The sequence below is a fragment of the Polynucleobacter sp. Tro8-14-1 genome (genome assembly GCF_018881655.1).
GTDB lineage: Bacteria > Pseudomonadota > Gammaproteobacteria > Burkholderiales > Burkholderiaceae > Polynucleobacter.
This window is the reverse complement of record NZ_JACVPX010000003.1, coordinates 161276-184649: the sequence shown is the minus strand read 5'-3', so window position 1 is coordinate 184649 and position 23374 is coordinate 161276. Positions and strand designations below refer to the sequence as shown.

Annotated in this window: 18 protein-coding genes and 2 tRNA genes; 15 read left to right on the top strand and 5 right to left on the bottom strand. The window is 45.7% G+C overall.

Going from position 1 to position 23374, the window contains the following annotated elements; all coding sequences use genetic code 11:
- Positions 1-2 precede the first annotated feature (2 nt).
- The 6 genes from ICN34_RS04770 to ICN34_RS04745 all read left to right on the top strand — a co-directional run bounded on the left by ICN34_RS04770 (position 3) and on the right by ICN34_RS04745 (position 9052).
- The gene (locus ICN34_RS04770) at positions 3-1433 is read left to right on the top strand and encodes a transglycosylase SLT domain-containing protein (protein WP_255538577.1); all 1431 of its coding nucleotides are present in this window, start codon (positions 3-5) and stop codon (positions 1431-1433) included.
- A 32-nt stretch (positions 1434-1465) separates the two neighbouring features.
- Complete coding sequence (locus ICN34_RS04765; protein ID WP_072582465.1) at positions 1466-3349, top strand: propionate--CoA ligase; 1884 nt, start codon at positions 1466-1468, stop codon at positions 3347-3349.
- 247 nt (positions 3350-3596) lie between these two features.
- The gene (gene carA / locus ICN34_RS04760) at positions 3597-4781 is read left to right on the top strand and encodes a glutamine-hydrolyzing carbamoyl-phosphate synthase small subunit (protein WP_216121096.1); all 1185 of its coding nucleotides are present in this window, start codon (positions 3597-3599) and stop codon (positions 4779-4781) included.
- Positions 4781-8044: a carbamoyl-phosphate synthase large subunit gene (gene carB, locus ICN34_RS04755; RefSeq protein ID WP_216121094.1), complete on the top strand. Its 3264-nt coding sequence runs from the start codon at positions 4781-4783 to the stop codon at positions 8042-8044. The genes carA and carB overlap by 1 nt, the downstream gene beginning before the upstream one ends.
- A 58-nt stretch (positions 8045-8102) precedes the next feature.
- Positions 8103-8579 carry a transcription elongation factor GreA gene (gene greA, locus ICN34_RS04750; protein ID WP_072582463.1) on the top strand — a complete coding sequence of 159 codons (477 nt, stop codon included), beginning with the start codon at positions 8103-8105 and terminating at the stop codon, positions 8577-8579.
- A complete protein-coding gene (locus ICN34_RS04745) occupies positions 8579-9052 on the top strand; it encodes a DUF4149 domain-containing protein (protein ID WP_072582462.1) in 474 nt (157 codons plus the stop codon). Before greA ends, ICN34_RS04745 begins: the two co-directional genes overlap by 1 nt.
- 28 nt (positions 9053-9080) lie before the next feature.
- Here ICN34_RS04745 and ICN34_RS04740 read toward each other — a convergent pair whose 3' ends face one another.
- Complete coding sequence (locus ICN34_RS04740; RefSeq protein WP_072582461.1) at positions 9081-9707, bottom strand: YhbY family RNA-binding protein; 627 nt, start codon at positions 9705-9707, stop codon at positions 9081-9083.
- A 126-nt stretch (positions 9708-9833) separates the two neighbouring features.
- Between ICN34_RS04740 and ICN34_RS04735 the strand changes: the two genes are divergently transcribed.
- The 4 genes from ICN34_RS04735 (at position 9834) to glmM (ending at position 14794) form a co-directional block, all read left to right on the top strand.
- Positions 9834-10508: an RlmE family RNA methyltransferase gene (locus ICN34_RS04735; RefSeq protein ID WP_072582460.1), complete on the top strand. Its 675-nt coding sequence runs from the start codon at positions 9834-9836 to the stop codon at positions 10506-10508.
- 146 nt (positions 10509-10654) lie between these two features.
- On the top strand, positions 10655-12532 hold the full coding sequence (gene ftsH / locus ICN34_RS04730; protein WP_072582459.1) for an ATP-dependent zinc metalloprotease FtsH: 1878 nt from the start codon (positions 10655-10657) through the stop codon (positions 12530-12532).
- A 49-nt stretch (positions 12533-12581) separates the two neighbouring features.
- On the top strand, positions 12582-13421 hold the full coding sequence (folP, locus tag ICN34_RS04725; protein ID WP_072582565.1) for a dihydropteroate synthase: 840 nt from the start codon (positions 12582-12584) through the stop codon (positions 13419-13421).
- Positions 13422-13450: 29 nt separating this feature from the next.
- On the top strand, positions 13451-14794 hold the full coding sequence (gene glmM, locus ICN34_RS04720; protein WP_216121092.1) for a phosphoglucosamine mutase: 1344 nt from the start codon (positions 13451-13453) through the stop codon (positions 14792-14794).
- Here glmM and ICN34_RS04715 read toward each other — a convergent pair.
- Positions 14791-16818 (bottom strand): TonB-dependent receptor, encoded by a 2028-nt coding sequence (locus ICN34_RS04715; RefSeq protein ID WP_216121090.1) that lies wholly within the window; start codon positions 16816-16818, stop codon positions 14791-14793. The genes glmM and ICN34_RS04715 overlap by 4 nt on opposite strands.
- A 129-nt stretch (positions 16819-16947) precedes the next feature.
- Entirely contained in the window at positions 16948-17316 is a 369-nt protein-coding gene (locus ICN34_RS04710; protein ID WP_216121088.1) for a hypothetical protein, read from the bottom strand.
- 60 nt (positions 17317-17376) lie between these two features.
- Between ICN34_RS04710 and ICN34_RS04705 the strand changes: the two genes are divergently transcribed.
- Positions 17377-17453: transfer RNA gene (locus tag ICN34_RS04705), tRNA-Pro, on the top strand.
- Positions 17454-17489: 36 nt separating this feature from the next.
- Positions 17490-17566: transfer RNA gene (locus ICN34_RS04700), tRNA-Arg, on the top strand.
- A 326-nt stretch (positions 17567-17892) separates the two neighbouring features.
- On the opposite strand, the gene cadR is transcribed toward ICN34_RS04700, so the two are convergent.
- Complete coding sequence (gene cadR, locus ICN34_RS04695; protein WP_068949421.1) at positions 17893-18291, bottom strand: Cd(II)/Pb(II)-responsive transcriptional regulator; 399 nt, start codon at positions 18289-18291, stop codon at positions 17893-17895.
- A 98-nt stretch (positions 18292-18389) separates the two neighbouring features.
- On the opposite strand from cadR, the gene ICN34_RS04690 reads away from it, so the two are divergent.
- The 3 genes from ICN34_RS04690 to ICN34_RS04680 all read left to right on the top strand — a co-directional run bounded on the left by ICN34_RS04690 (position 18390) and on the right by ICN34_RS04680 (position 22553).
- A complete protein-coding gene (locus ICN34_RS04690) occupies positions 18390-20570 on the top strand; it encodes a heavy metal translocating P-type ATPase (RefSeq protein WP_215311369.1) in 2181 nt (726 codons plus the stop codon).
- A 41-nt stretch (positions 20571-20611) separates the two neighbouring features.
- Positions 20612-21112, top strand: coding sequence for a hypothetical protein (locus ICN34_RS04685; RefSeq protein ID WP_216121086.1), 501 nt, complete (start codon positions 20612-20614; stop codon positions 21110-21112).
- Positions 21113-21335: 223 nt separating this feature from the next.
- The gene (locus ICN34_RS04680) at positions 21336-22553 is read left to right on the top strand and encodes a site-specific integrase (protein ID WP_216121084.1); all 1218 of its coding nucleotides are present in this window, start codon (positions 21336-21338) and stop codon (positions 22551-22553) included.
- Positions 22554-22582: 29 nt separating this feature from the next.
- On the opposite strand, the gene ICN34_RS04675 is transcribed toward ICN34_RS04680, so the two are convergent.
- A complete protein-coding gene (locus ICN34_RS04675) occupies positions 22583-23332 on the bottom strand; it encodes an AAA family ATPase (RefSeq protein ID WP_216121082.1) in 750 nt (249 codons plus the stop codon).
- Between the last annotated feature and the right edge of the window lie 42 nt (positions 23333-23374).

The following is a 23374-nucleotide window of genomic DNA, read 5'->3' as shown; positions in this document are numbered from 1 at the left end:
GAATGATGTATGCAGTAGTAGTGATTACTGCTTTGTTAAGTGGTTGCGCTAGCACTGGCGATTGGTCTTCTGATACGCCAACTAGAGGGAATTCAAAAGCTTCTAGGGCTGCAAGGGTTAACCTCAAAAATCAATCCGTCAGCAAGGTTTATGCGCCTTCAGACAACCTGTGGATACGCATTCGGGATGGCTTTCAAATGGAGCCCATGAATAGCCCGTTAGAGATCGAACAGGTTCGCTGGTTGGCTGCAAGACCAGACTATGTAAATCGCTCGATGACGCGTTCTTCACGCTATTTGTTTTACATCGTTCAAGAAGTAAATGCGCGCAATATGCCCACCGAGATTGCATTACTACCATTTGTTGAAAGTGCGTTTGTAACCAATGCAAAGTCAAATGCAAAGGCTGTGGGTCTATGGCAATTTATGCCTGCCACCGGCAAAGACTTTCGTCTCACACAAAACGTATTTAGAGATGAGCGACGAGATATTGTGCAGTCAACGGATGCGGCCTTGGATTACCTACAACGTTTGAATAATCAATTCGGTAGCTGGGAGCTCGCCTTAGCAGCTTACAACTGGGGTGCCGGCAATATTACGAAAGCGCAAAAGCGTAATGCCGCTGCAGGCTTGCCTATAGATTATGAGAGCTTGACCTTACCGCGCGAAACTAGAAATTACGTTCCTAAATTAATGGCGTATCGTCAAATTGTGTTGGATCCACAGGCATATGGCATTGTGCTTCCTGAGTTAGAAAATCACCCATATTTTGTTGCAGTTGATGTGGGTAGCGATATTGATGTTGCCCTAGTTATTAAGTTGGCCGATATACCAGCGGATGAATTTTATAGCCTGAATCCATCATTCAATAAGCCGGTTATTTTAAGTAATGCTAACCAGCAAATTCTGTTGCCGTTTGCGCATGCTGAGATCTTTCAAGATAACCTCAAGCAATACCCTAAACCTCTTTCGTCGTGGACTGCTGTTCAAGTATCCAAAACAGAAAGTGTTGATCAGGCAGCTAAAACGTTAGGGGTTGATGTAGATACTCTGCGCGAGGTCAACGGCATTCCAAGGGGAATGCGTATACGGTCGGGCTCTACAGTGCTGGTCCCTAAAACCAGTCTCAGGCCGGGTGATGTTTCAAGTGCCATGGCAGAAAATGCTAGCCTCAGCTTAGAAAAGCCAGCTCCACCTGCACCCAAATGCCCCAAACCGGCAAAGGGTGCAAAAGGGGCTAAATCAAGTAAATGTGTAGCACCCAGAAACACCAAAACAGTAGATAAGGTCGCCTCTAAGGGTAATTCTTCTGGAAAAAATGCTGCATCTCAGCATAAATCCGCATCGACAGGGCTTGCAAAATCTGCGAAAAATGGTAGTTCACCTGCCTCAACCAGCAGCAACGCTAGTAAAGGGGTGAGCAAGAGCCAATAATTTGAGTAACTTTTTAAGAGATCAGGTTGACCATGTCCTACAAAGCACACCACGAACGTTCAATTAAAGACCCGGATGGATTTTGGGGTGAGCAAGCGCAGTTAATACATTGGGAAAAACCTTTTAACAAAGTTCTTAATTACGACAACCCACCATTTGCTAAATGGTTTGAGGGTGGCTCAACGAATCTTTGCTACAACGCAGTTGATCGTCACTTAAAAGATCGTCCAGATCAAATTGCCTTGGTTGCGGTTTCTACAGAAACCAATCAAGAGAAGGTATATACCTTTAAAGAGTTATACGAAGAAGTGAATCGTATGGCAGCAATTTACAAAGCAGCGGGCGTTAAAAAGGGTGATCGTGTACTCATTTACATGCCAATGATTGCTGAAGCTTGTTTTGCTATGCTTGCCTGCGCCCGCATTGGCGCCATTCACTCTGTTGTATTTGGTGGCTTTGCATCCCACAGCTTGGCATCTCGCATTGATGATGCAAAACCAAAGCTGATTGTTACTGCAGAAGCAGGTGCACGTGGTGGCAAAGCAGTTCCTTATAAGCCATTGCTTGATGAAGCAATTACGCTGGCTGAATACAAACCTGAAAAGGTTTTGATTGTGAATCGTGGTTTGACTGAATTCACCACCGTCGCTGGACGTGATTTAGATTACGCAAGCGAACGCCAAAAACATTTAAATGATGTAGTGCCTGTTGAATGGGTTGATGCAACACATCCTTCCTATATTTTGTATACCTCCGGTACAACTGGAAAGCCTAAAGGTGTTCAGCGTGATACAGGCGGCTATGCAGTGGCTCTCGCCGCCTCGATGAAACATATCTTTACCGGCAATGCTGGTGAGGCCATGTTCTGTACGTCTGATATTGGTTGGGTTGTTGGCCACAGCTACATTATTTATGCGCCATTGCTATCTGGTATGGCCACGATCATGTACGAGGGCACTCCCTTGCGTCCTGATGCAGGCATTTGGTGGGAGCTAGTAAATAAGTACAAAGTGTCAGTCATGTTTTCTGCTCCAACAGCAGTTCGCGTTCTGAAGAAACAAGATCCCGCTTTCTTAACCAAGTATGACCTTTCTAAATTGCGCGCTCTGTTCTTGGCGGGTGAGCCCTTGGATGAACCGACTGCCAGCTGGATTCATGGCGCAATTAATAAGCCAATTGTCGATAACTACTGGCAGACAGAAACAGGTTGGCCAATGCTTGCTATTCAACGTGGCGTTGAAGTCATGCCACATAAATTTGGTTCACCAGGTGTGCCATCATTTGGTTACAACATGAAGTTGCTTGATGACGCTACTTCCGAAGAGCTGGGTCCAGATCAGAAGGGTGTCATTGCTATTGAAGGTCCATTACCTCCAGGTTGCATGCAAACTATTTGGGGCGATGACAAGCGCTTTGTTAGTACTTATTGGGAAACAATTCCAGGCAAATTAATTTACTCCACCTTTGACTGGGGCATTAAAGACAAAGATGGCTATTTCTTCATCTTGGGTCGTACGGATGACGTGATCAACGTAGCTGGACATCGTCTTGGTACTCGCGAAATCGAAGAAAGTATTTCTAGCCATCCGAATGTTTCAGAAGTTGCCGTGGTTGGTATTGAAGATAAATTAAAGGGACAAGCCGCGATTGCCTTTGTGATTCCAAAAGATGCCTCCCATACTGCTACCTTGGAAGCGGAGTGCATGAAGACTGTAGACACCACCTTAGGGGCGATTGCACGACCTGGCCGGGTTTATATAGTTACGGCTTTACCGAAGACGCGTTCAGGAAAAATCGTTCGTCGTGCACTTCAGGCTGTAGCTGAAGGACGCGATCCTGGCGATATCAGCACGATGGATGACCAGTCTGTGTTAGCTCAAATTAAGACCATCATTGAGCAAAGCGCCAAGGCTTAAAACAACACCCATTTTTGGATAAATTGCTCTCCCAGCCATTAGGCTAGGGGAGCTTTTTACCTTCCAGCCCCCATTTGGCTGTATATCCAAGGGTTTACGAGCAAAAATGTTATGATTGCAAGGTTCGAAACTTAATAAATACCCTAGCGCTTAAAGACACTCACCACCCGCAAAAATATCCCCGGGCTAGTCTTTTGTGGGGTTTTGAGCGTCGGATGGAGCAGGGACTGGAGATGGTTTGTCACCCTTGCTTCCTTCTTTTCCCCCAGCCGTGTTGGCCCTAGCCGACGGCACATTATTTCCCGGTTTTAGCATTGGCGCCCCTGGCGAAACTACTGGTGAAGTCGTATTCAATACTGCATTGACTGGATATCAAGAGATCATTACTGATCCTAGCTACTCACGCCAAATTGTTACCTTAACTTACCCGCATATCGGTAATGTCGGTGTAAATGCTCAAGATGCGGAATCAGATCAGATTCATGCGGCAGGCTTGGTGGTGAAGGATCTTCCAAAACGCGTATCCAATTTCCGCTCAGAGGGCTCCTTGGATGACTGCCTTACCAAAGCTGGTGTTTTAGGGATTGCTGGCATTGATACACGCAAGCTCACCAGAACTCTGCGTGATAAGGGCGCTCAATCCGGCGCTATTGTTGCTGGCAAATTAGGTGATAGCTATGAATCTTTAGGCGCGAAGGCTCTTGAACTTGCTAAAGCTTTCCCTGGTATGTCAGGCTTAGATCTTGCAAAGGTTGTGACTACTAAGAAAGCCTATGAGTGGCGCGAGGCTGAATGGGATCTTCATGGGCCAAATGGCAAGCCTGCTTATAGAGCATTAGATACTAGCAAGCCAATCAAAAAGGTAGTTGCTTACGACTTTGGTGTGAAACGCAATATCTTGCGAATGCTGACTGAGCGTGGCTGTCAATTAACAGTTGTGCCAGCACAAACTAGCGCAGCAGAAGTGCTGGCCATGAATCCAGATGGCGTGTTCTTCTCAAATGGCCCTGGCGATCCTGGTCCTTGTGATTACGCTATCACTGCCGCTAAAGAAATTATAGAAAAGGGTGTTCCGACCTTTGGCATCTGTCTAGGACATCAAATCATGGGTCTTGCAGCAGGCGCCAAGACATTGAAGATGAAGTTCGGCCACCATGGCGCTAATCACCCTGTAAAAGATCTAGATACAGGCCGTGTTGCCATCACTTCTCAAAACCATGGATTTGCTGTTGATGCCAATACATTACCAAGCAATATTCGCGTAACCCACGTGTCTTTATTTGATGGATCTTTACAAGGTTTGGCATGGAATGACAAGCCAGCACTGTGTTTCCAAGGACATCCTGAGGCCTCACCAGGTCCTCATGACATTGCCTATTTATTTGATCGTTTTGTGGAGCTAATGAATGCTGCCAAGAAGGAGGGCAAATAATGCCTAAGCGTAGCGACATTAAGAGCATCCTGATTATTGGAGCTGGTCCGATTGTGATTGGACAGGCCTGTGAGTTTGACTACTCTGGAGCGCAAGCTTGTAAGGCATTGCGTGATGAAGGCTACAAAGTTATTTTGGTCAACAGCAATCCTGCAACCATCATGACTGATCCAGAGATGGCTGATGTTACATACATCGAGCCGATTACTTGGGAGGTAGTTGAACGCATTATTGCTACTGAAAAGCCTGATGCCATTTTGCCAACCATGGGTGGTCAGACTGCACTGAACTGCGCGTTAGATCTGCACCGTCATGGTGTTTTAGAGAAATACGGCTGCGAATTGATTGGCGCTTCACCAGAAGCCATTGATAAAGCAGAAGATCGCCAAAAGTTTAAAGAGGCTATGACCAAAATTGGCCTAGGCTCTGCAAAATCCGGCATTGCGCACTCAATGGATGAGGCACATGAGGTTCAGCAGCAAATTCAGAAGCAAACTGGCAGCTCAGGTTTCCCGGTAGTCATTCGTCCATCATTCACCATGGGCGGATCAGGTGGAGGTATTGCCTATAACCGTGAAGAATTTGAAGAGATTTGTAAACGTGGTCTCGATTTATCACCAACACGTGAGCTCTTGATCGAAGAGTCTCTCTTGGGCTGGAAAGAATTCGAGATGGAAGTCGTGCGCGATCGCAATGACAACTGCATCATCGTTTGTTCAATTGAAAACTTGGATCCAATGGGTGTGCATACCGGTGACTCAATTACCGTAGCGCCTGCGCAAACGTTGACGGATAAAGAATATCAAATCATGCGTAATGCATCGATTGCGGTTCTGAGAGAAATTGGCGTTGATACCGGTGGGTCTAACGTTCAGTTCTCAATTAATCCAGTAGATGGTCGCATGATCGTCATTGAGATGAATCCAAGGGTATCCCGTTCCTCGGCTTTAGCATCAAAGGCTACAGGCTTCCCAATTGCAAAGATTGCGGCTAAATTGGCCGTGGGTTATACCCTTGATGAACTCAAGAATGATATTACTGGCGGCGCTACACCAGCATCATTTGAGCCTTCAATCGATTACGTTGTTACCAAGATTCCACGTTTTGCATTTGAAAAGTTCCCGCAGGCTGATTCCCGCCTAACAACGCAGATGAAGTCAGTTGGCGAAGTCATGGCCATTGGCCGGACTTTCCAGGAGTCTTTCCAAAAAGCGCTCCGCGGTCTTGAGGTTGGTGTTGACGGCTTGGATGAAGTATCCACAGACCTTGATGACATCATTAATGAAATTAATGAGCCGGGTCCAGATCGCATTTGGTATTTGGCAGACGCATTCCGCATGGGTATGGGTCTTGATGAGATCTATAGTGAAACTAAAGTTGATCCTTGGTTCCTGGAGCAAATTGAAGAACTGATCACCATTGAGACTGAGCTTAAGCAGCGCAAGATCGATAGCCTAACAGCTCCTGAGTTACGCTTTGTAAAGCAAAAAGGTTTCTCCGATCGCCGCTTAGCAAAGTTACTCAAAGTTGACGCTGCGTCCGTTCGTGCTGCGCGCCATCGTTTAAATGTTGTTCCTGTCTATAAGCGTGTAGATACTTGCGCGGCTGAATTCTCGACTAATACTGCTTATCTGTATTCAACATACGAAGCAGAACATGGCGAGTGCGAGTCACAGCCAACCAATAAAGAGAAGATCATGGTTTTGGGTGGCGGTCCTAACCGAATTGGTCAAGGCATTGAGTTTGACTATTGCTGTGTGCATGCTGCTTTAGCAATGCGTGATGATGGCTACGAAACCATCATGGTTAACTGCAACCCTGAAACCGTATCGACTGACTACGACACCTCAGATCGCCTGTACTTTGAGCCTCTAACTCTTGAAGATGTATTGGAGATTGTTGCTAAAGAAAAACCAAAGGGCGTCATTGTTCAATACGGCGGTCAAACTCCTTTGAAATTGGCTTTAGATCTTGAGCGCAATGGTGTTCCAATTATCGGCACTTCACCAGATATGATTGATGCAGCAGAAGATCGCGAACGCTTCCAGAAGCTACTACAGGATCTCGGATTGCGTCAGCCACCTAACCGTACAGCGCGTACTGAAGAAGAGGCTCTCAAGCTTGCCGAGGAAATTGGTTATCCATTAGTGGTTCGTCCTTCCTATGTCTTGGGTGGTCGTGCAATGGAAATCGTTCATGATGGTCGCGACCTTGAGCGTTACATGCGTGAAGCCGTTAAGGTATCCCATGACTCTCCTGTGCTGCTAGATCGCTTCTTGAATGATGCTATCGAATGTGACGTCGATTGCATCAGCGATGGCACAGCCGTGTTTATCGGTGGCGTCATGGAACATATTGAGCAAGCCGGTGTTCACTCAGGTGATTCAGCCTGCTCATTACCTCCATATTCTTTATCTGATGCGACTGTAGAAGAGATTAAGCGTCAAACTGCAGCTATGGCCAAAGGTCTCAATGTTGTTGGCCTGATGAACGTCCAGTTTGCGATTCAGAATGTAGATGGCAAAGATGTAATTTATGTCCTTGAGGTTAATCCGCGAGCATCTCGTACTGTACCTTTCGTATCTAAGGCAACAGGCCTACAGCTTGCAAAGATTGCCGCGCGTTGTATGGTTGGTCAGACACTAGAACAGCAGGGTATCAAAACAGAAGTGAAACCGCCATACTTCTCGGTTAAAGAAGCCGTATTTCCATTTAATAAATTCCCAGGCATTGATCCAATTCTCGGACCAGAAATGCGCTCCACTGGCGAAGTGATGGGTGTTGGCAAGACCTTTGGCGAGGCTTTATTTAAGTCACAGTTGGGCGCTGGCATCAAATTACCGAAGAGCGGAACAGTTCTTTTGACCGTCAAAGATAGCGACAAGCCAAAAGCAATTGAAGTCGCTAAGTTGTTACATCAACTGGGCTTCCCGATGGTTGCCACTAAAGGTACTGCGGCAGCAATTGAAGCGGCTGGCTTACCCGTAAAAGTAGTCAACAAAGTAAAGGATGGACGCCCCCATATTGTGGATTTCATTAAGAATGGCGAGATTTCACTGGTATTTACTACTGTGGATGAGACCCGGACGGCGATTGCTGACTCTAGATCGATTCGAACCAGCGCTCAGGCTAATGGCGTTACTTATTACACAACTATTAGTGCCGCACGAGCAGTGATGGATGGTTTGTTGGCCTCTGAAAATGGCCGACTCGACTCCCTCGAGGTTTATTCCTTGCAAAACTTACATCGGGAGCTCATTTAATCTAAAATTAACTTTTATACGCGCGATTTTGCGCAAGAATTTAAGTTAGGTTAGTTTCATGAGCACAATTCCGATTACTAAGCGCGGTGCAGAACTTCTCAAAGAGGAGCTGCACCGTCTTAAACATGTTGAACGTCCTTCTGTTATTAATGCCATCTCCGAGGCTCGCGCTCAAGGTGATCTCTCTGAGAATGCTGAATACGATGCTGCTAAAGAGAAGCAGGGCTTCATTGAAGGCCGCATTCAAGAATTAGAAGGCAAGTTATCGGCAGCTCAAATTATTGACCCTGCTACTTTGGATGTTGCTGGCCGCATAGTATTTGGTGCTACTGTTGATCTTGAGGATTTAGAAGATGGCACTAAGCTCACCTATCAAATCGTTGGAGATGATGAGGCGGATATTGCCGTTAAGAAAATCTCCATCAGCTCACCGATAGCTCGTGCATTAATAGGTAAAGAAGAGGGTGACGTTGTTGCTGTACAAGCCCCAGGTGGCAATCGCGAAGTTGAAATCTTGGCTGTGCGTTACGTCTAATGCCCCACATCCGCACCCAAAGAATATTTAGCCTGATATCAGGTCTTTGGGTTGGTAGTTTCATCGCCATTGGATTTCTGGTGGTGCCTGTTTTGTTCTCTAGTTTGGGAGACAGACAGGTTGCCGGCATGATTGCAGCAAATCTCTTCAAAACCACTGCCTATATCGGTGTCGCCTTAAGCGCATTTCTAATGGTGATGGCAAATCACCTAGTAAGACGGGGTGGCGACCGTTACCGCATCGTTCGTTGGATCTTATTGGGAATGCTCGCATGCACTGTTGCTGCAGCATTCATCATTATTCCTTGGATGGATTCGTTGAGAGATCAAGCGCTCTATTCAGGCTTGTCGGTTCGCGAGTCCACTAATGCCACATTATTTTCACGCCTCCATGGTGTTTCTAGTGCAATCTTTATGATTCAAGCGGCACTTGGCCTAGCCTTGGTTTGGCGGGCAACAAAAAACGCCGACTAGCGGCGTTTTTGTATTTCACTTGCTTGAATTAAGAGCCAAGTGACTTTTTCTTAGTGCTGCTCATTCTGACTTTACGCTTCTTAATCGGTGCTGGCGCAGCAACCGCTTTTCTGTAGCCGGGAGAAGACCAGCCAATTTTTGACTCAGCCGCTTCAGAGCGTAAAACCCGCTTCTTAGGTGTTGCCGATTTCACTGCCGCAGCACGTGCAAATGGTGCCGCATTTGAAGCAGAGCGACGATCCGATCTTTCAGAGGTACTCGTGCGGACACCGGCTTTTGCTGGAGCACGATTTGGCTGGCGTTTCGTACGAGGAGCCTGCAAAGATTTTTTAGTTTGCTTACTTGATCTACCTAGATTACTAAAAGCCTCATCCACCATATCTTTTGGTTTCCACAACACAAGTAACTTGCCGATATGTTGAACTGGAGCAGCATCAAGTTTGTCGCAAAGCTCTTCATACATAGCAATACGTGCCTCACGCTCATCACCAAAAACACGGATCTTGATTAATCCGTGATGATTGATGGCTAATTTAGCTTCTTTGATTACAGCAGGTGTTAAGCCATCGCCACCAATCATGACAACAGGACTTAGGTCGTGAGCGTCAGCTTTGAGGGATTTACGTTGTGCAGGGGTAATAGTGAGTGCAGTCATGGTGTTGATGATAGAGCATTGAGGGTCTAAATTGCCCTTTTAGCTTGAATTTGCCTGTATTTTGATCGATTCCTTTTGCTTTAGAGCTCAGAAACCAGGAAAATAGACGGCGAAAGTAGGTAAGTTTTGGCAAAGAATAAATTTAATAAAAGTTGGTTGCAGGATCATCTATCCGATCCCTATGTGAAGATGGCTCAAAAAGAGGGCTACCGCGCTAGAGCGGTTTATAAGCTCAGTGAAATTGACGAGCAAGATCATCTTATCAAGGCAGGTATGACTATTGTGGACTTAGGGAGCGCTCCCGGGAGTTGGTCTCAGTACGTCCGCAATCGCCTCACTGAGCTTGGTAAAAGCAATCCCAAAATTGAGTCAGGCAAGCCAGATGGTCAGATTATTGCCATCGATATTTTGCCAATGGAAGATATAGCTGACGTAAGCTTTATTCAGGGTGATTTTAGGGAGGAAGAGGGGCTGGCTGCTTTAGAGGCGCTTTTACCGAAGAGTGCCGAAGGCAAAGTCGATTTAGTTCTATCGGACATGGCGCCAAATCTTTCTGGGGTTGGTGTTGCTGATGCAGCCAGAATGGCTTTTTTAGCAGAGATAGCCCTAGACTTCGCTACCGCTCATCTGAAGCCTGAAGGTGCGCTTTTAATTAAATGTTTTAACGGTAGTGGCTATAGCCAAATAGTGGAATCCTTTAAAAAGGTCTTCAAAACGGTTGCCTCCCGCAAACCTAAAGCATCTAGAGCAAAGTCTTCTGAGATCTTCCTTTTGGGTAGAAACCTTAAACCTCCTAAATAGGCTCTAAACACTGGCTAATACCCCCGTTTTTATAGGGTTTTATCAAATATATATGCCATTAGCTCTTGAAAAAGGGTGGTAGTAGAATCAAATACTTAGGAAGCAAATCGCTTTAACTCCTGGTTCACTCCAGAAAAGGACTCATTTTGAACAGCAATATGTTCCAAAAAATCGGCGTGTGGCTCATTGTGGGCTTGGTGCTTTTCACTGTTTTTAAACAGTTTGATAAGCCTAAGGACCAAACTCAGGTGACGTATTCCCAATTCATGGATGACGCTAAGGCCGGCAAAGTAAAGCGCGTAGATGTACAAGGTCGCACATTACAAGTGACGCCTGCTGACGGCACTAAATACTCCATCATCTCTCCAGGTGATATCTGGATGGTTGGTGACCTCATGAAATATGGAGTTCAAGTTACCGGCAAAGCTGATGACGAACCGAATATGTTGGTTTCTGCTTTGTACTATCTTGGCCCTACCTTATTAATTATTGGCTTTTGGTTTTTCATGATGCGCCAAATGCAAGGTGGCGGTAAGGGCGGTGCATTCTCCTTTGGCAAATCTAAAGCGCGCTTGATTGATGAGAATAGCAATACGGTTACCTTTGCCGACGTTGCAGGTTGCGATGAAGCCAAAGAGGAGGTCTTTGAGATTGTTGATTTCTTAAAAGATCCCCAAAAATTTCAAAAGCTCGGCGGTCGTATTCCGCATGGTGTGTTGCTTGTAGGGCCTCCAGGTACTGGTAAGACTCTTTTGGCTCGCGCCATCGCGGGTGAGGCTAAGGTGCCATTCTTCTCGATCTCAGGCTCTGACTTCGTGGAGATGTTTGTTGGTGTTGGTGCATCACGTGTTCGTGACATGTTTGAAAACGCCAAGAAAAATTCTCCTTGCATCATCTTTATTGATGAGATTGACGCTGTTGGTCGTCATCGCGGTGCCGGCATGGGTGGCGGCAATGATGAACGCGAACAAACACTAAACCAAATGCTGGTTGAGATGGATGGTTTCGAAAGTAATAGTGGCGTGATCGTAGTCGCTGCAACAAACCGCTCTGATGTGCTTGATAAAGCTTTGTTGCGTCCAGGACGTTTCGATCGACAAGTGCACGTAGGTTTGCCAGACATCCGTGGTCGTGAGCAAATTTTGCAAGTGCATATGCGTAAGGTTCCAATCGATCCTGACGTTAATGCTGCTGTTTTGGCTCGCGGCACTCCTGGTTTCTCAGGAGCAGATTTGGCGAACTTGGTAAATGAATCTGCATTGTTTGCGGCACGTCGAAATAAGCGTGCAGTAGATATGAAAGACTTTGAAGACGCTAAAGATAAAATTTATATGGGGCCTGAGCGCAAGTCAGCTGTTATGCGCGAAGAAGAGCGTCGCAACACCGCATATCACGAGTCTGGCCATGCTGTTGTAGCTAAGGTTTTACCTAAGGCTGACCCTGTTCATAAAGTTACCATCATGCCGCGAGGTATGGCGTTGGGTGTGACTTGGCAGCTACCTGAGTTTGATCGTGTGAACTTGTATAAAGATCGCATGATGGAAGAGCTGGCTATTTTGTTTGGTGGTCGTGCTGCAGAAGAGTTGTTCTTGCATTCTTCAAGTACTGGCGCTTCCAATGATTTTGAACGCGCTACGAAAATGGCTCGTGATATGGTGACTCGTTATGGCATGAGTGATAGCTTGGGCACCATGGTTTATGTTGATACCGAATCAGAAAGTATTTTTGGTCGCAACAGCACCAAAACAGTTTCTGAACTAACCCAACAAAAGGTAGATGCTGAAATACGTACGTTGATTGATAGTCAGTATGCTTTAGCTAGATCGATCTTGGAACAAAACCGAGATAAGGTTGAAGCGATGGTTGCAGCTTTACTGGAATGGGAAACTATTGATGCAGAGCAAATCAATGACATCATGGAAGGTCGCCCACCACGTGCACCTAAGCCACCTCCAGCAACTCAGTTTGGTAATTCCGCTGGTACTCCTGGCCCTGCTACTGGCAGCGCTCCAGCTACCGCTTAATTACACTATTTAGCTGTAGTCTTTGATGCATTATCAAAGCCTTCAAGAGATGCCCACAACTTGGCGTTGTGGGCGTTTTCTCTTTGATTTCTCCAAACGCAAGCGCCCGATTGTGATGGGCATTCTGAATGCAACGCCGGATTCTTTTTTTGATGGTGGTAAATTCAGAAGCGCTAAAGATGCTATTGCACAAGCGGAGTTAATGATCGAAAACGGGGTTGATCTCATTGATATTGGCGGGGAATCAACCCGTCCTGGTGCTGAACCAGTTGAGTTGCAAGAAGAGTTGGATAGAGTGCTTCCGGTTATTGAGGCACTGAAGGATTGCGGTGTGCCTTTATCAATAGATACCTACAAAGCAGACACAATGCGCCAAGCGTTGCATGCTGGTGTAGATTGTGTAAATGATATTTGGGCCCTCAGGCAAGCGGGGGCTTTAGAGGCTGTGATGGGCAGTCATCACTGCGGCATTGTATTAATGCACATGCAACGCGACCCCCTAACAATGCAATTTAACCCTGAATATCAGGACGTCATTGCCGAGGTCAAGCAGTTTCTAAATCATAGAGCGAAGCTTTTAATTTCGAAAGGCATCAGCAGTGACCGTATTGCTATTGATCCAGGATTTGGTTTTGGTAAGAGCTTGGAACATAACCTCAATATGCTGGCACACTTTGCTGACTTCTCGACATTAGGCTTTCCCGTATTGGCAGGAATTTCACGTAAATCGATGATTGGCAAAATTACCGGTAAAGATACCAACAAGCGACTTGCCCCAAGCATTGCCGCAGCAATTATGGCCGCCGATCGTGGCGCTCAAATTGTCCGGGTTCATGATGTTCCCGAGACTGTTGATGCCCTAAAGCTTTGGAGTGCTATAAATACTTAGTAACGCATCTAAGTTTTATAATGAAACCCATGAAAAAACAATACTTTGGCACTGATGGCATTCGAGGGGAAGTAGGCCAATTTCCTATCGTCCCTGAATTTATGACACGCCTTGGCTATGCTGCCGGCAAAGTATTAACACGTGAAGCCAAGCCGGGTGAACGCTGCAAAATTCTCATAGGTAAAGACACGCGCGTATCAGGATATTTGTTGGAAGCTGCATTAGAGGCTGGGTTTGCTGCTGCCGGGGTTGACGTTATGCTCTGCGGCCCCATTCCAACCCCTGGCGTTGCATACCTCACTAAGGCATTACGTTTGTCTGCTGGCTTAGTGATTTCTGCTTCTCATAACCCTTATCAAGATAACGGCATCAAGTTCTTCTCTGCTAAAGGCGATAAGTTGTCTGATGAGTTTGAGCTTGCCATTGAAGCTGAATTAGAAAAACCTATGGGTTGTGTAAATTCAAAAGAGCTTGGTAAAGCCTTTCGCCTAGATGATGCTGCAGGACGCTATATTGAGTTTTGTAAATCAACATTTCCAGGCGAGCTAAATCTGAAGGGGTTAAAGCTTGTGGTAGATTGCGCCAATGGAGCTGCCTATCACACAGCTCCACATGTTTTTCATGAGCTAGGTGCTGAAGTCATTTCCATCGGCGTGAGCCCGGATGGTCGCAATATCAATGATGGTTGCGGAGCAACGGCACCAGCAGCCTTAATTGCTAAAGTTAAAGAAGTAAAAGCGGATCTAGGTATTGCTCTAGATGGAGATGCTGATCGCCTGCAAATGGTTGATGCTTCTGGTCGTTTATTTAATGGCGATGAGCTTTTGTATGTGCTGGCAAAAGATCGTTTGGATCGTGGCCAGCAGATTGGTGGTGCTGTGGGCACATTAATGACTAATCTTGCAGTTGAAAACGCTATTAAAGACCTGGGCATCGGTTTTGAGCGCGCCAATGTGGGCGATCGCTATGTTTTGGAATTACTCAAACAAAATGGTTGGATTATTGGTGGCGAAGGTTCGGGTCACTTGCTTTGCTTGGACCAGCACTCTACAGGTGACGGCACAATTGCGGCACTTCAAGTGTTAGCGGCAATGAGTCAAAATAAAAAAAATCTTGCGCAACTATTGGATTCCGTCAAAGTATTTCCACAGGTACTATTGAATATTAAATTTAAACCCGGTTACGACTGGAAGAGTGACGAGAAGCTCATAAATCAAATTACGAAGGTTGAGGCTGAACTTCAAAATATTGGTAGGGTTCTGATACGCGCCTCAGGTACAGAGCCATTATTGCGAGTAATGGTGGAAACTCAGAATGGCGACACCGCCTTGAGCGCTGCCAAGAGTATTGCTGACCTTGTTCCAACTTCCTAAAAAGCAGCCCTAACGCCAACCATCAAACTTCTTCCTGGTTGTGGCGCATATAGTCTTACTGCCATGGGTGATGTAGCGTAGCGAATCTCTTCATTCAGTAGGTTCTTTAGAATCAGATAACCCGTCCAATTGACCTTTCCAATTCGTTCTGTATAGGAAAGATTGGCATTCACTAGGTTGTAACTCGGTGCAGGACCAATTTCCCAGCTGGCTAATTTATTTTGTTGATAGCTGTAAATATAGGTGGCGCTTGTTAACCAGCCGTTACGTTGATATGCCAATTCACTGCCTAGACGTGGTGCCGGTTGTAGCGGAAGATTTCCTCCCGCGGTAAATGTTCCTTGTGATACATCACCAAACAATCTGCCCCCCACGCCGGTTTCATTCCAGTTATAACTAAGCTCTGCTTCTGCACCTTGAATAGAGGCATTTGCTTGAGAGGCTTGAACTACTGAAAAGTTTTCATTGGCTTGGCTATAGGCGCCAGTGTAGTAGCCATAGATGTAGTTACTAAATTGGTTCCTGTAAATACTAGCTTTGCTACGGATTACTCCCAAGCTTTTCTGAAAACTCAGTTCTAAATTATGTGATGTTTCTGTGCTTAGGTTTGCATTGCCGATATCGAATGTTGCGGTTGAATCATGCGGCCCATAGGAGTAAAGCTCTTGTGCAGAAGGCGCTCTTTGGGAAATTGTGTAGGCAAGACCTAGGCCGTAACCTTTGACAATATCGAACATTCCACCGGCTGAATAGGACATTAAATTAAATTGTCTACTCTGTAGTGATGGAGGACCATAAGATGTCGGGACAAATTCCTGACTGCTTGCGCTTGGAAACTGAGTCCCGGAATTGGGGTTTTGGGTGGTGTAGCTATAGCGAGCCCCAAGACTTGTTTTTAAAGGGCCGTATCGGCCTTCTTCTACCAAGAATAGGGCACTTGCATTTGATTTTGTCTGCGGAACAATGGCGTAATTATTCGTAGATAAATCCGTGGCATTCAGAGTTGACCCGGCAATTTGTGCGCCTAATATGCCCTTAGACCCCAGCAATTCTTTGTGTGCCAACTCTAGCCTAGCTTCAGTGGCAGTGTTGTTCCATTGTGTGGAGGCAACCCCATTGTTAGTAAATTCGGTGTGTTGGTAATTGGTATTGGCGGCACTAATTTTGACCGAGCTAAAGCCATCAAACGGATCATTGGTTTGGTGAGCAAAATCGTAACGATTCTGCGACTGCTGAATAAAGCCACCTTCTGCAGTAGGAATTCCGTAGTTATGATTCAAACGCTCTAAAGAGATGCCAGTGTATCCATCCGAGCGAACGTAACTCCCGCCTAGGCCCATGCTATTTTCATTGCTGAAAGAAAAGGGTAACTTGCCGCTATAAGGAATATTCACTGGCTGACCGGGGTTGATAGACCAATTGGCATTTGGCCCGCCTTGTTCTGCAAATCCTGGGATGCGATAGTTATTAGAATTACTAATCGACGAATCGAAATGGAGTGCTAAAGGTCCGGCAGGCGCATCTAATTCAATATTGGCAGTCTTGCCTTGATTCACTGTTTCGTAGCTAGTATTGAGTGCGCCAGATACTGCATCGGGCATTGAGGTGACAATGCGATCATTCACAACGTTTACCAGTCCACCACTAGAACCTGAGCCATACTGCAGTGCTGCTGCACCCCGTAATATCTCAATTTGATGGGTATTTTGCATGGGACTAGCAACCGCATGATCTGCAGAGATACTGGAGACATCCCCAGCAGCCAAACCATTTTGCAGAATCTGTACTCGTGCACCGTCTAATCCTCGTATGACGGGTCTAGAGGCGCCCGCACCATAACCAGTTGCAGATATTCCCAACTCATTGGCAAGTGTTGCTCCTAGCGTTCCGGAAAGTTTATTTTGAAGCTCATCTCCAGCCAATACTTTATTGGGCGAGAGGAATCCTTGGCCACCTTCTCGCGCTCCTGTGACATCTAGTTGAGGCAAAGCCTCTGCTTGGTTTTGAGACCAAGCAGGATTCATTAGCAAAATACAGGCCAGCGCTATTAGGTGGGTACAAGAAAATTGTTTAAAACGATAATTCATATTCATCCAGATTCACCAATACATGGTGAGGAATTAAAACGGAGGTGCGCAATAGAGCGCCTTGTTTTAAAGAATGAAAGTGGGTGGAGCGCGTGAGTGGTAAGAGTTACCAGCCAAACTTCGTAACGAAGGATTGCTTGAATTCTGTAGATTTGAAGCGCTGATCAAAATAACTGCAGCTTCAATGTGATTGCTTGGTACAAATCCTGCAAGTGAAAGTGCGTCAAATAAATGACAGGTATCAGAGCTGTGCTTGAAACTCTTATCAATATTGTTAGAGGTATTAGCTTCAAAGACTTGATTTTGGAAGCCGGCATGAGAAATGCTATGTGAGAGGCCTATCCAGTGGGTGCCAAGCAAGCAAAATACTAGCAATGCCGCTGTAAGCGCGGCATGAATTTGCTTTGTAAATTTGCTTGAAAAATAGGCAATCATGGGACGAATCTTACAGGATTTGCCTCGAATGGCTCTCTCGGTGTAGAATATCGGTTCCGTCGGAGTGTAGCGCAGCCTGGTAGCGCACCTGCTTTGGGAGCAGGGGGTCCAAGGTTCGAATCCTTGTACTCCGACCACTTTCCCTTATTGTTCTAAATATACCCAGCATATAACTGCCCATAGCTCAGCTGGATAGAGCAACGCCCTTCTAAGGCGTAGGTCGCACGTTCGAATCGTGCTGGGCAGGCCACTTATCTACCATTTATTGTCATTCTAGGCTTGTTTCAGGCTGGTTAATTGTGCTCAATTGGCTCAATCATGGCCAGAGCTTGGCCGGTGTTAGAGAGTGACCTTAGGTCTAGCGTGGCGGATCCTGTGTGACTATTAGCGACTCTGCGACTTTAATGAAATTTAGGGGCTGAGCCTGTGGCGTCAGTTAGACAGGACACAGAGGTGTCTTGTTGCGTGACGGTCAGGTGGCTTTTATCAGGGGTTATGCGGACATTGAAAAATCGGAAATAGGGCAGATTGGGTGGCAGAGAACGGCCAATAAGAGGCGGTAGTGTCACCTCTTTTTTACTTCACGGGTAGCGATAATTTATTTAAGATCCCGCAGTGTGCTGAGTCCTGATTCGCATGACATTGTTTTCTGAGCAGCTTTAATTGTCGCTCAAGTTGGCGTAGCTCATTAATTCGATTGCTTACACCTTCAATATGGGCATCAAGCAATTCATTTACTGCATCACAGTTTTCATCGGGCAAATCTTTTAAGCGAAGTAATTGACGAATTTCACTTAAGGTCATGTCCAGCGAGCGGCAGTGGCGAATAAATGTAAGGCGTTGCAGGTGCTGATCCCCGTAGATTCGGAAGTTACCCTCAGATCGAGCCGGTTTTGCTAACAAACCCTCTTGCTCATAAAACCGAATAGTTTCCACTTGAGTGCCTGTGGCTGTTGCTAGTTCACCAATTCTCATTTGACCTCCAAGTTTTTACATTTTTATTCTAATCCCTTGACTCTATAGTTACTATAGGGTGTTAAATGTTCTATGTCTTCATCATTTAGGTTTCCGCTATGAGCGAATGCAATACCTCCTGTAGTTGTTCTACATCAACCCCTGTGACAAAGGCTTCTGAGATACGGAGCAAGAATAAGGCCATCTATCGCATTGAAAATATGGACTGCCCAACTGAAGAGGCGCTTATTCGCAAAAAGCTAGTTAGTGTAAGCGGCATTGAGTCGCTGGACTTTAACTTAATGCAAAGGATACTCACGGTTGGTCACAATCTCAACTCACTTGACGCTATCGAGTCCGCTTTGGGTTCAATTGGAATGCAGGCGGTGCTACAAAGTGGTCAGACTTCTACAAAGGACAGCTCGATTGAGCCTATACCTAAAAAAAATTGGTGGCCATTGGCTGTTGCAGGTATCACTGCAACCTTGGCTGAAATCATGGAATTGCTGCAACTTGGTAATCAGTGGATTGTCATTGCTCTAGTAATCGCCTCAATTGCTTCAGGTGGCCTGACCACCTATAAAAAGGGCTGGATTGCATTAAAGAATGGCAATCTCAATATCAATGCCTTAATGTCAATTGCAGTCACAGGCGCGATGGCGATTGGAAGTTGGCCAGAAGCCGCCATGGTGATGTTCTTATTTACTCTAGCTGAAGTAATTGAAGCCAAGTCATTAGATCGTGCTCGTAATGCGATTCGTGGCTTATTAGACCTCACCCCTGAAACCGCAACCGTTCAGCAAGCCGATGGCTCTTGGGTGCTAACGGATGTAAAGGCTATCGCTTTAGGTGCTTTAGTTCGAGTGCGTCCTGGAGAGCGAATAGCTTTAGACGGCATATTAATAAGTGGTAACTCGGCAGTAAATCAAGCGCCAATCACGGGTGAGAGCCTACCCGTCGATAAGATAGTTGGCGATGAGGTATTTGCAGGAACGATCAATCAGACAGGATCGTTCGAATACAAAGTTACTGCAGAAGCGACTCATTCAACGCTAGCTCGAATTATTCATGCAGTTGAAGCAGCGCAAGGAAGTCGTGCGCCCACCCAGCGTTTTGTTGATCAATTCGCCAAGATCTATACGCCAGCTGTTTTTTTGCTTGCGGTGTTAGTCGCTGTTTTGCCTCCATTGTTAATAGCGCAGTCATGGCAAGAGTGGATCTATAAAGCATTAGTCATGTTAGTGATTGCCTGCCCTTGTGCTTTGGTGATCTCAACACCAGTAACGATTGTGAGTGGCTTAGCAGCCGCTGCAAGAAAAGGCATCTTAATTAAAGGAGGCGCTTTTTTAGAAGCAGGACGGAGCATGAAGGTCTTAGCAGTAGATAAGACAGGGACACTAACCTACGGGAAGCCTGCACAAACGGACTTTTTTGCATTAAGTAGCAATGACAAGCATATTCACGAAATTGCCATTAGTCTTGCAGCGCGATCTGATCATCCCGTATCTCTAGCAATTGCCCATGCTAATCAAGAGCAAAAGAATGATTTAAAGACTGTAGATAGCTTTGAGGCGATTCTGGGTCGCGGTGTCAAAGGCGTTATTGAGGGTAATTTGTATTACCTTGGCAATCATCGACTGATTGAAGAATTGGGTTTGTGCTCTGATGATATTGAGAATCGTTTATTACCACTAGAGCAGCAAGGCAAAACGGCCGTATTGCTTACCAACCAAACAGAGGTTTTAGCCATTATTGCGGTGGCCGATACTGTTAGAGAAACAAGCAAGCAGGCTATTGATGAGCTTCACCAATTAGGCGTGACTACCATCATGCTCACTGGTGACAATCAGCACACCGCTAAGGCAATAGGTAAACAGGTGGGTGTCGATGAGATTATGGGTAATTTATTGCCTGAAGATAAGCTCAAAATAATTGACAGTCGCCTAAAAAAGGATCCCAATGTAAAGGTAGGCATGGTTGGAGATGGCATTAATGATGCCCCCGCTTTAGCAAGAGCAAGTATTGGATTTGCGATGGGTGCGGCTGGAACCGATACTGCGATAGAGACTGCTGATGTTGCGCTAATGGATGATGATTTACGCAAGATTGCTACCTTTATTCGGCTATCCAAATCAACCGCTCTAATTCTGACTCAAAACATTGTTCTTGCTCTTGGCATTAAAGCTATTTTCCTTGTGCTTACCTTTACAGGGCAAGCCACGATGTGGATGGCGGTATTTGCGGATATGGGTGCGAGCTTGCTAGTAGTGGCAAATGGATTGCGGTTATTAAGAAGCTAGGTGTTAGTTCATATCAAGCAGTTAACTCAAGGAGTACTAAAATGAAAAAGCTAGGATGGGTTGCGATTTTAAGTTTAGGTGTTTTACTAAGTGCGCCCGTTTTGGCGCAAACAGCAGGGGCGGGCACTAAAGCCTCACAGACACAACAAAAAAATGTTGATGTAGCGGAGTTTGATAAGCAAGCCGCTCAAATTCAAGAGAACTTTAAAAAGATGCAACAGCAGATGGATCAGATCCGTGCAACTCAAGATCCGCAAGAAAGGCAAAAGCTGATGCAGGCTCACTGGAGCACAATGCAGGGCAACATGAATATGATGCAAGGCATGTGGGGTTCGGGAATGATGGGTTGTTGTGGTGGTAACGGCGGCATGATGGGTGGACACATGATGGGTTGGAATGGTGTGGGCCCCTATTACTCTAAATTAACACCTGAGCAGTTAAAGCAACGCCAATACATGATGGATCAATACATGGGTATGCAGCAGAACATGATGAACCAAATGATGCAGCAGAACTATATGTGGATGGATCGGTCAAGGTAGTAACACACTAGGGGGATGAGTTACTGGACTTGTCCTCCAAGGTCTCCCTTGGGTCAAACTCTGACTGCCATGCTCAATTTAGGCTAAGGTCTGCTTTGTGATTAACAACAGTCCATCGCGGCCCTGTCGCTGTAGTGTCGGTTTAACCGACAGTAAATAATTCAGGTCGCCCAAACGTAAATCTGAAATTAAGCTACAAGTGTCATGTAACGAGACGCTTGTAATGAATAATATATCCCTGTTGTTTGCTTCTACTATCGCTGAAGAGCCAATCAAACTCCTTGATGGTGCCATCACCCTCTATAAAAGACCCACGAGTCACCAATGGCAATGCCGTTTTAAGTTATCTACTGGTGCTTGGCATTCCGCAAGTACTGGCTTAGATCAGGTGGCCGAAGCCACAACCCAAGCCATTGCTATCTATGAAACAGTCAAGGTCAAGCTAGCCAGTGATCTAGCCATTAAGACCAAGACTTTTCGGCAATTAGCCACGCAAGAACTAGCTGCAGCTGCCCGAGTAGTCCAGGCCAATCCCAATAAACGCACCCATGCGGACTACATTCACATCTACACCAAGTACTTGATCCCATTCTTTGGTGGCTACCAGGTCAATGACATTACCCAAGAGCTAGTGGATGACTATGTAGCGTGGCGCATATCTCGGATGGGCAAGAATCCCAAGACCTATACCCAAAGGCGTCATGCTGGTCTTTATAAGCGAGTGATTGAACGAGCTAGATCACAAGGGCTTATTACACAACACCGCAATATCCCCTTATTAGAAATAACCGGTGGTGCTGCGCAGGTTAGGCCAGCCTTTAGCCACCAAGAGATCGAATACTTATTGGAATACATGCGGGACTGGGAGCGTTTTGGCCGCAATCAACGCAGTAATCATATGCGCAGACTTTGCCGGGTCTATGTAGAGTTTTTGCTAGGAACGGGAATACGGCAGGGAACAGAGAGCATGCCAATTCGCTGGCGTAGCCTACAGTGGCATTGGATAGGTGAAAAGCGGTACTTAAGAGTCTGGGTATCGGGCAAGACGGGGCCGAGATATTTGATTGCCCGTCACTTTGTTATTGATAGTTTAGAGCGACTAATCAAGTGGCAAGCTTTGCCTTATGCCAATCTCGATGCTGTCATTGAAGCCAAGTTGGATCGTAAGGTATTCGTATTTCCTGCGGGTGATGCACCCCATAGTCTAGATAGCGTGTTTGAGCGACTCATGGTTGAATCAGGCTTGTTTAAGTATGCTGCTGGTAAAAACAGGACCTTGTATAGCCTTCGCCATACCTATGCCACATTTAGATTAGAAGAAGGAGTTGATATTCATACGCTAGCAAAGCAAATGGGAACCAGCGTAGGGATGATTGAGCGTCATTATTCAAAATTAACACCAATGATGAGTGCGGAAAGATTGGCAGGGGCAATCATGTAGTGTCGGTTTTACCCGACGCTACATATCACTTAACTGCATGCTTTAAGGGTAATTAAGTGAGTCTCATGCTTTTCTCTCACCTCTTGGTTAACGCTCATCACGATATCTGAAAAAATGCTTCGAGCTGATCCTCTACCAGCCTGAACCACTTGATCTAATACATCATCAGGCGGTGCTGGTAGACCTGCATTTTCATAAACACGACGCAAAATTGGTCGCCAATCATTAATTGGTGGAACATTCATATCAATCAAAATTGATCGATTCTGAAGGCCTTTATCAATTTGATCTAAGTTATTGCTAGTCATGATGAATATGACGTCTTTACGATTCATGATTGATTTGAAGCCTGCTTGCGCTGCTGGGGTTAAGACATCAACCTCATCCATGATGATGTAATGTAGACCACTACTATTAAATGACATATAAGTGGTTCTATTTTGAATCGATTGAGTTAATTGAGCGCCGTTCTGACCTTGTGCGCAGGCAAAATAATCTGAATTAGGATCTTCTGTATCAATGATAGATCCAGCATTCAATGCTGCACAAGCAGGATTGACTTTGGCCGTTTCAATTAAGCCTGGCAATAAGTTGGCCAGAGTAGTTTTACCAGTTCCGTATAAACCATATAGAACAATCCCACAAATACCGTTAGCTGGAATATGCAGACTTAAATCAAGTATGGACTCAAGCTTAAATCGACTATTAGGTTGTAAAGCAAAATCATCTAAACATCCGGGTGCTTGTATGACAATAGAGGGTGGTCTAGGGTTATGCATCGCAATCTCCTTAAAATAATGAAATGATTGCTGGATTTATCT

Excerpts from the sequence above, each read along its gene's own strand:
- ICN34_RS04770 (WP_255538577.1), top strand. The coding sequence starts at position 3 with ATGATGTATGCAGTAGTAGTGATTACTGCTTTGTTAAGTGGTTGCGCT.
- ICN34_RS04765 (WP_072582465.1), top strand. The coding sequence starts at position 1,466 with ATGTCCTACAAAGCACACCACGAACGTTCAATTAAAGACCCGGATGGA.
- carB (WP_216121094.1), top strand. The coding sequence starts at position 4,781 with ATGCCTAAGCGTAGCGACATTAAGAGCATCCTGATTATTGGAGCTGGT.
- greA (WP_072582463.1), top strand. The coding sequence starts at position 8,103 with ATGAGCACAATTCCGATTACTAAGCGCGGTGCAGAACTTCTCAAAGAG.
- ICN34_RS04745 (WP_072582462.1), top strand. The coding sequence starts at position 8,579 with ATGCCCCACATCCGCACCCAAAGAATATTTAGCCTGATATCAGGTCTT.
- ICN34_RS04740 (WP_072582461.1), bottom strand. The coding sequence starts at position 9,707 with ATGACTGCACTCACTATTACCCCTGCACAACGTAAATCCCTCAAAGCT.
- folP (WP_072582565.1), top strand. The coding sequence starts at position 12,582 with ATGCCCACAACTTGGCGTTGTGGGCGTTTTCTCTTTGATTTCTCCAAA.
- glmM (WP_216121092.1), top strand. The coding sequence starts at position 13,451 with ATGAAAAAACAATACTTTGGCACTGATGGCATTCGAGGGGAAGTAGGC.
- ICN34_RS04715 (WP_216121090.1), bottom strand. The coding sequence starts at position 16,818 with ATGAATCCTGCTTGGTCTCAAAACCAAGCAGAGGCTTTGCCTCAACTA.
- ICN34_RS04710 (WP_216121088.1), bottom strand. The coding sequence starts at position 17,316 with ATGATTGCCTATTTTTCAAGCAAATTTACAAAGCAAATTCATGCCGCG.
- cadR (WP_068949421.1), bottom strand. The coding sequence starts at position 18,291 with ATGAGAATTGGTGAACTAGCAACAGCCACAGGCACTCAAGTGGAAACT.
- ICN34_RS04690 (WP_215311369.1), top strand. The coding sequence starts at position 18,390 with ATGAGCGAATGCAATACCTCCTGTAGTTGTTCTACATCAACCCCTGTG.
- ICN34_RS04685 (WP_216121086.1), top strand. The coding sequence starts at position 20,612 with ATGAAAAAGCTAGGATGGGTTGCGATTTTAAGTTTAGGTGTTTTACTA.
- ICN34_RS04680 (WP_216121084.1), top strand. The coding sequence starts at position 21,336 with ATGAATAATATATCCCTGTTGTTTGCTTCTACTATCGCTGAAGAGCCA.
- ICN34_RS04675 (WP_216121082.1), bottom strand. The coding sequence starts at position 23,332 with ATGCATAACCCTAGACCACCCTCTATTGTCATACAAGCACCCGGATGT.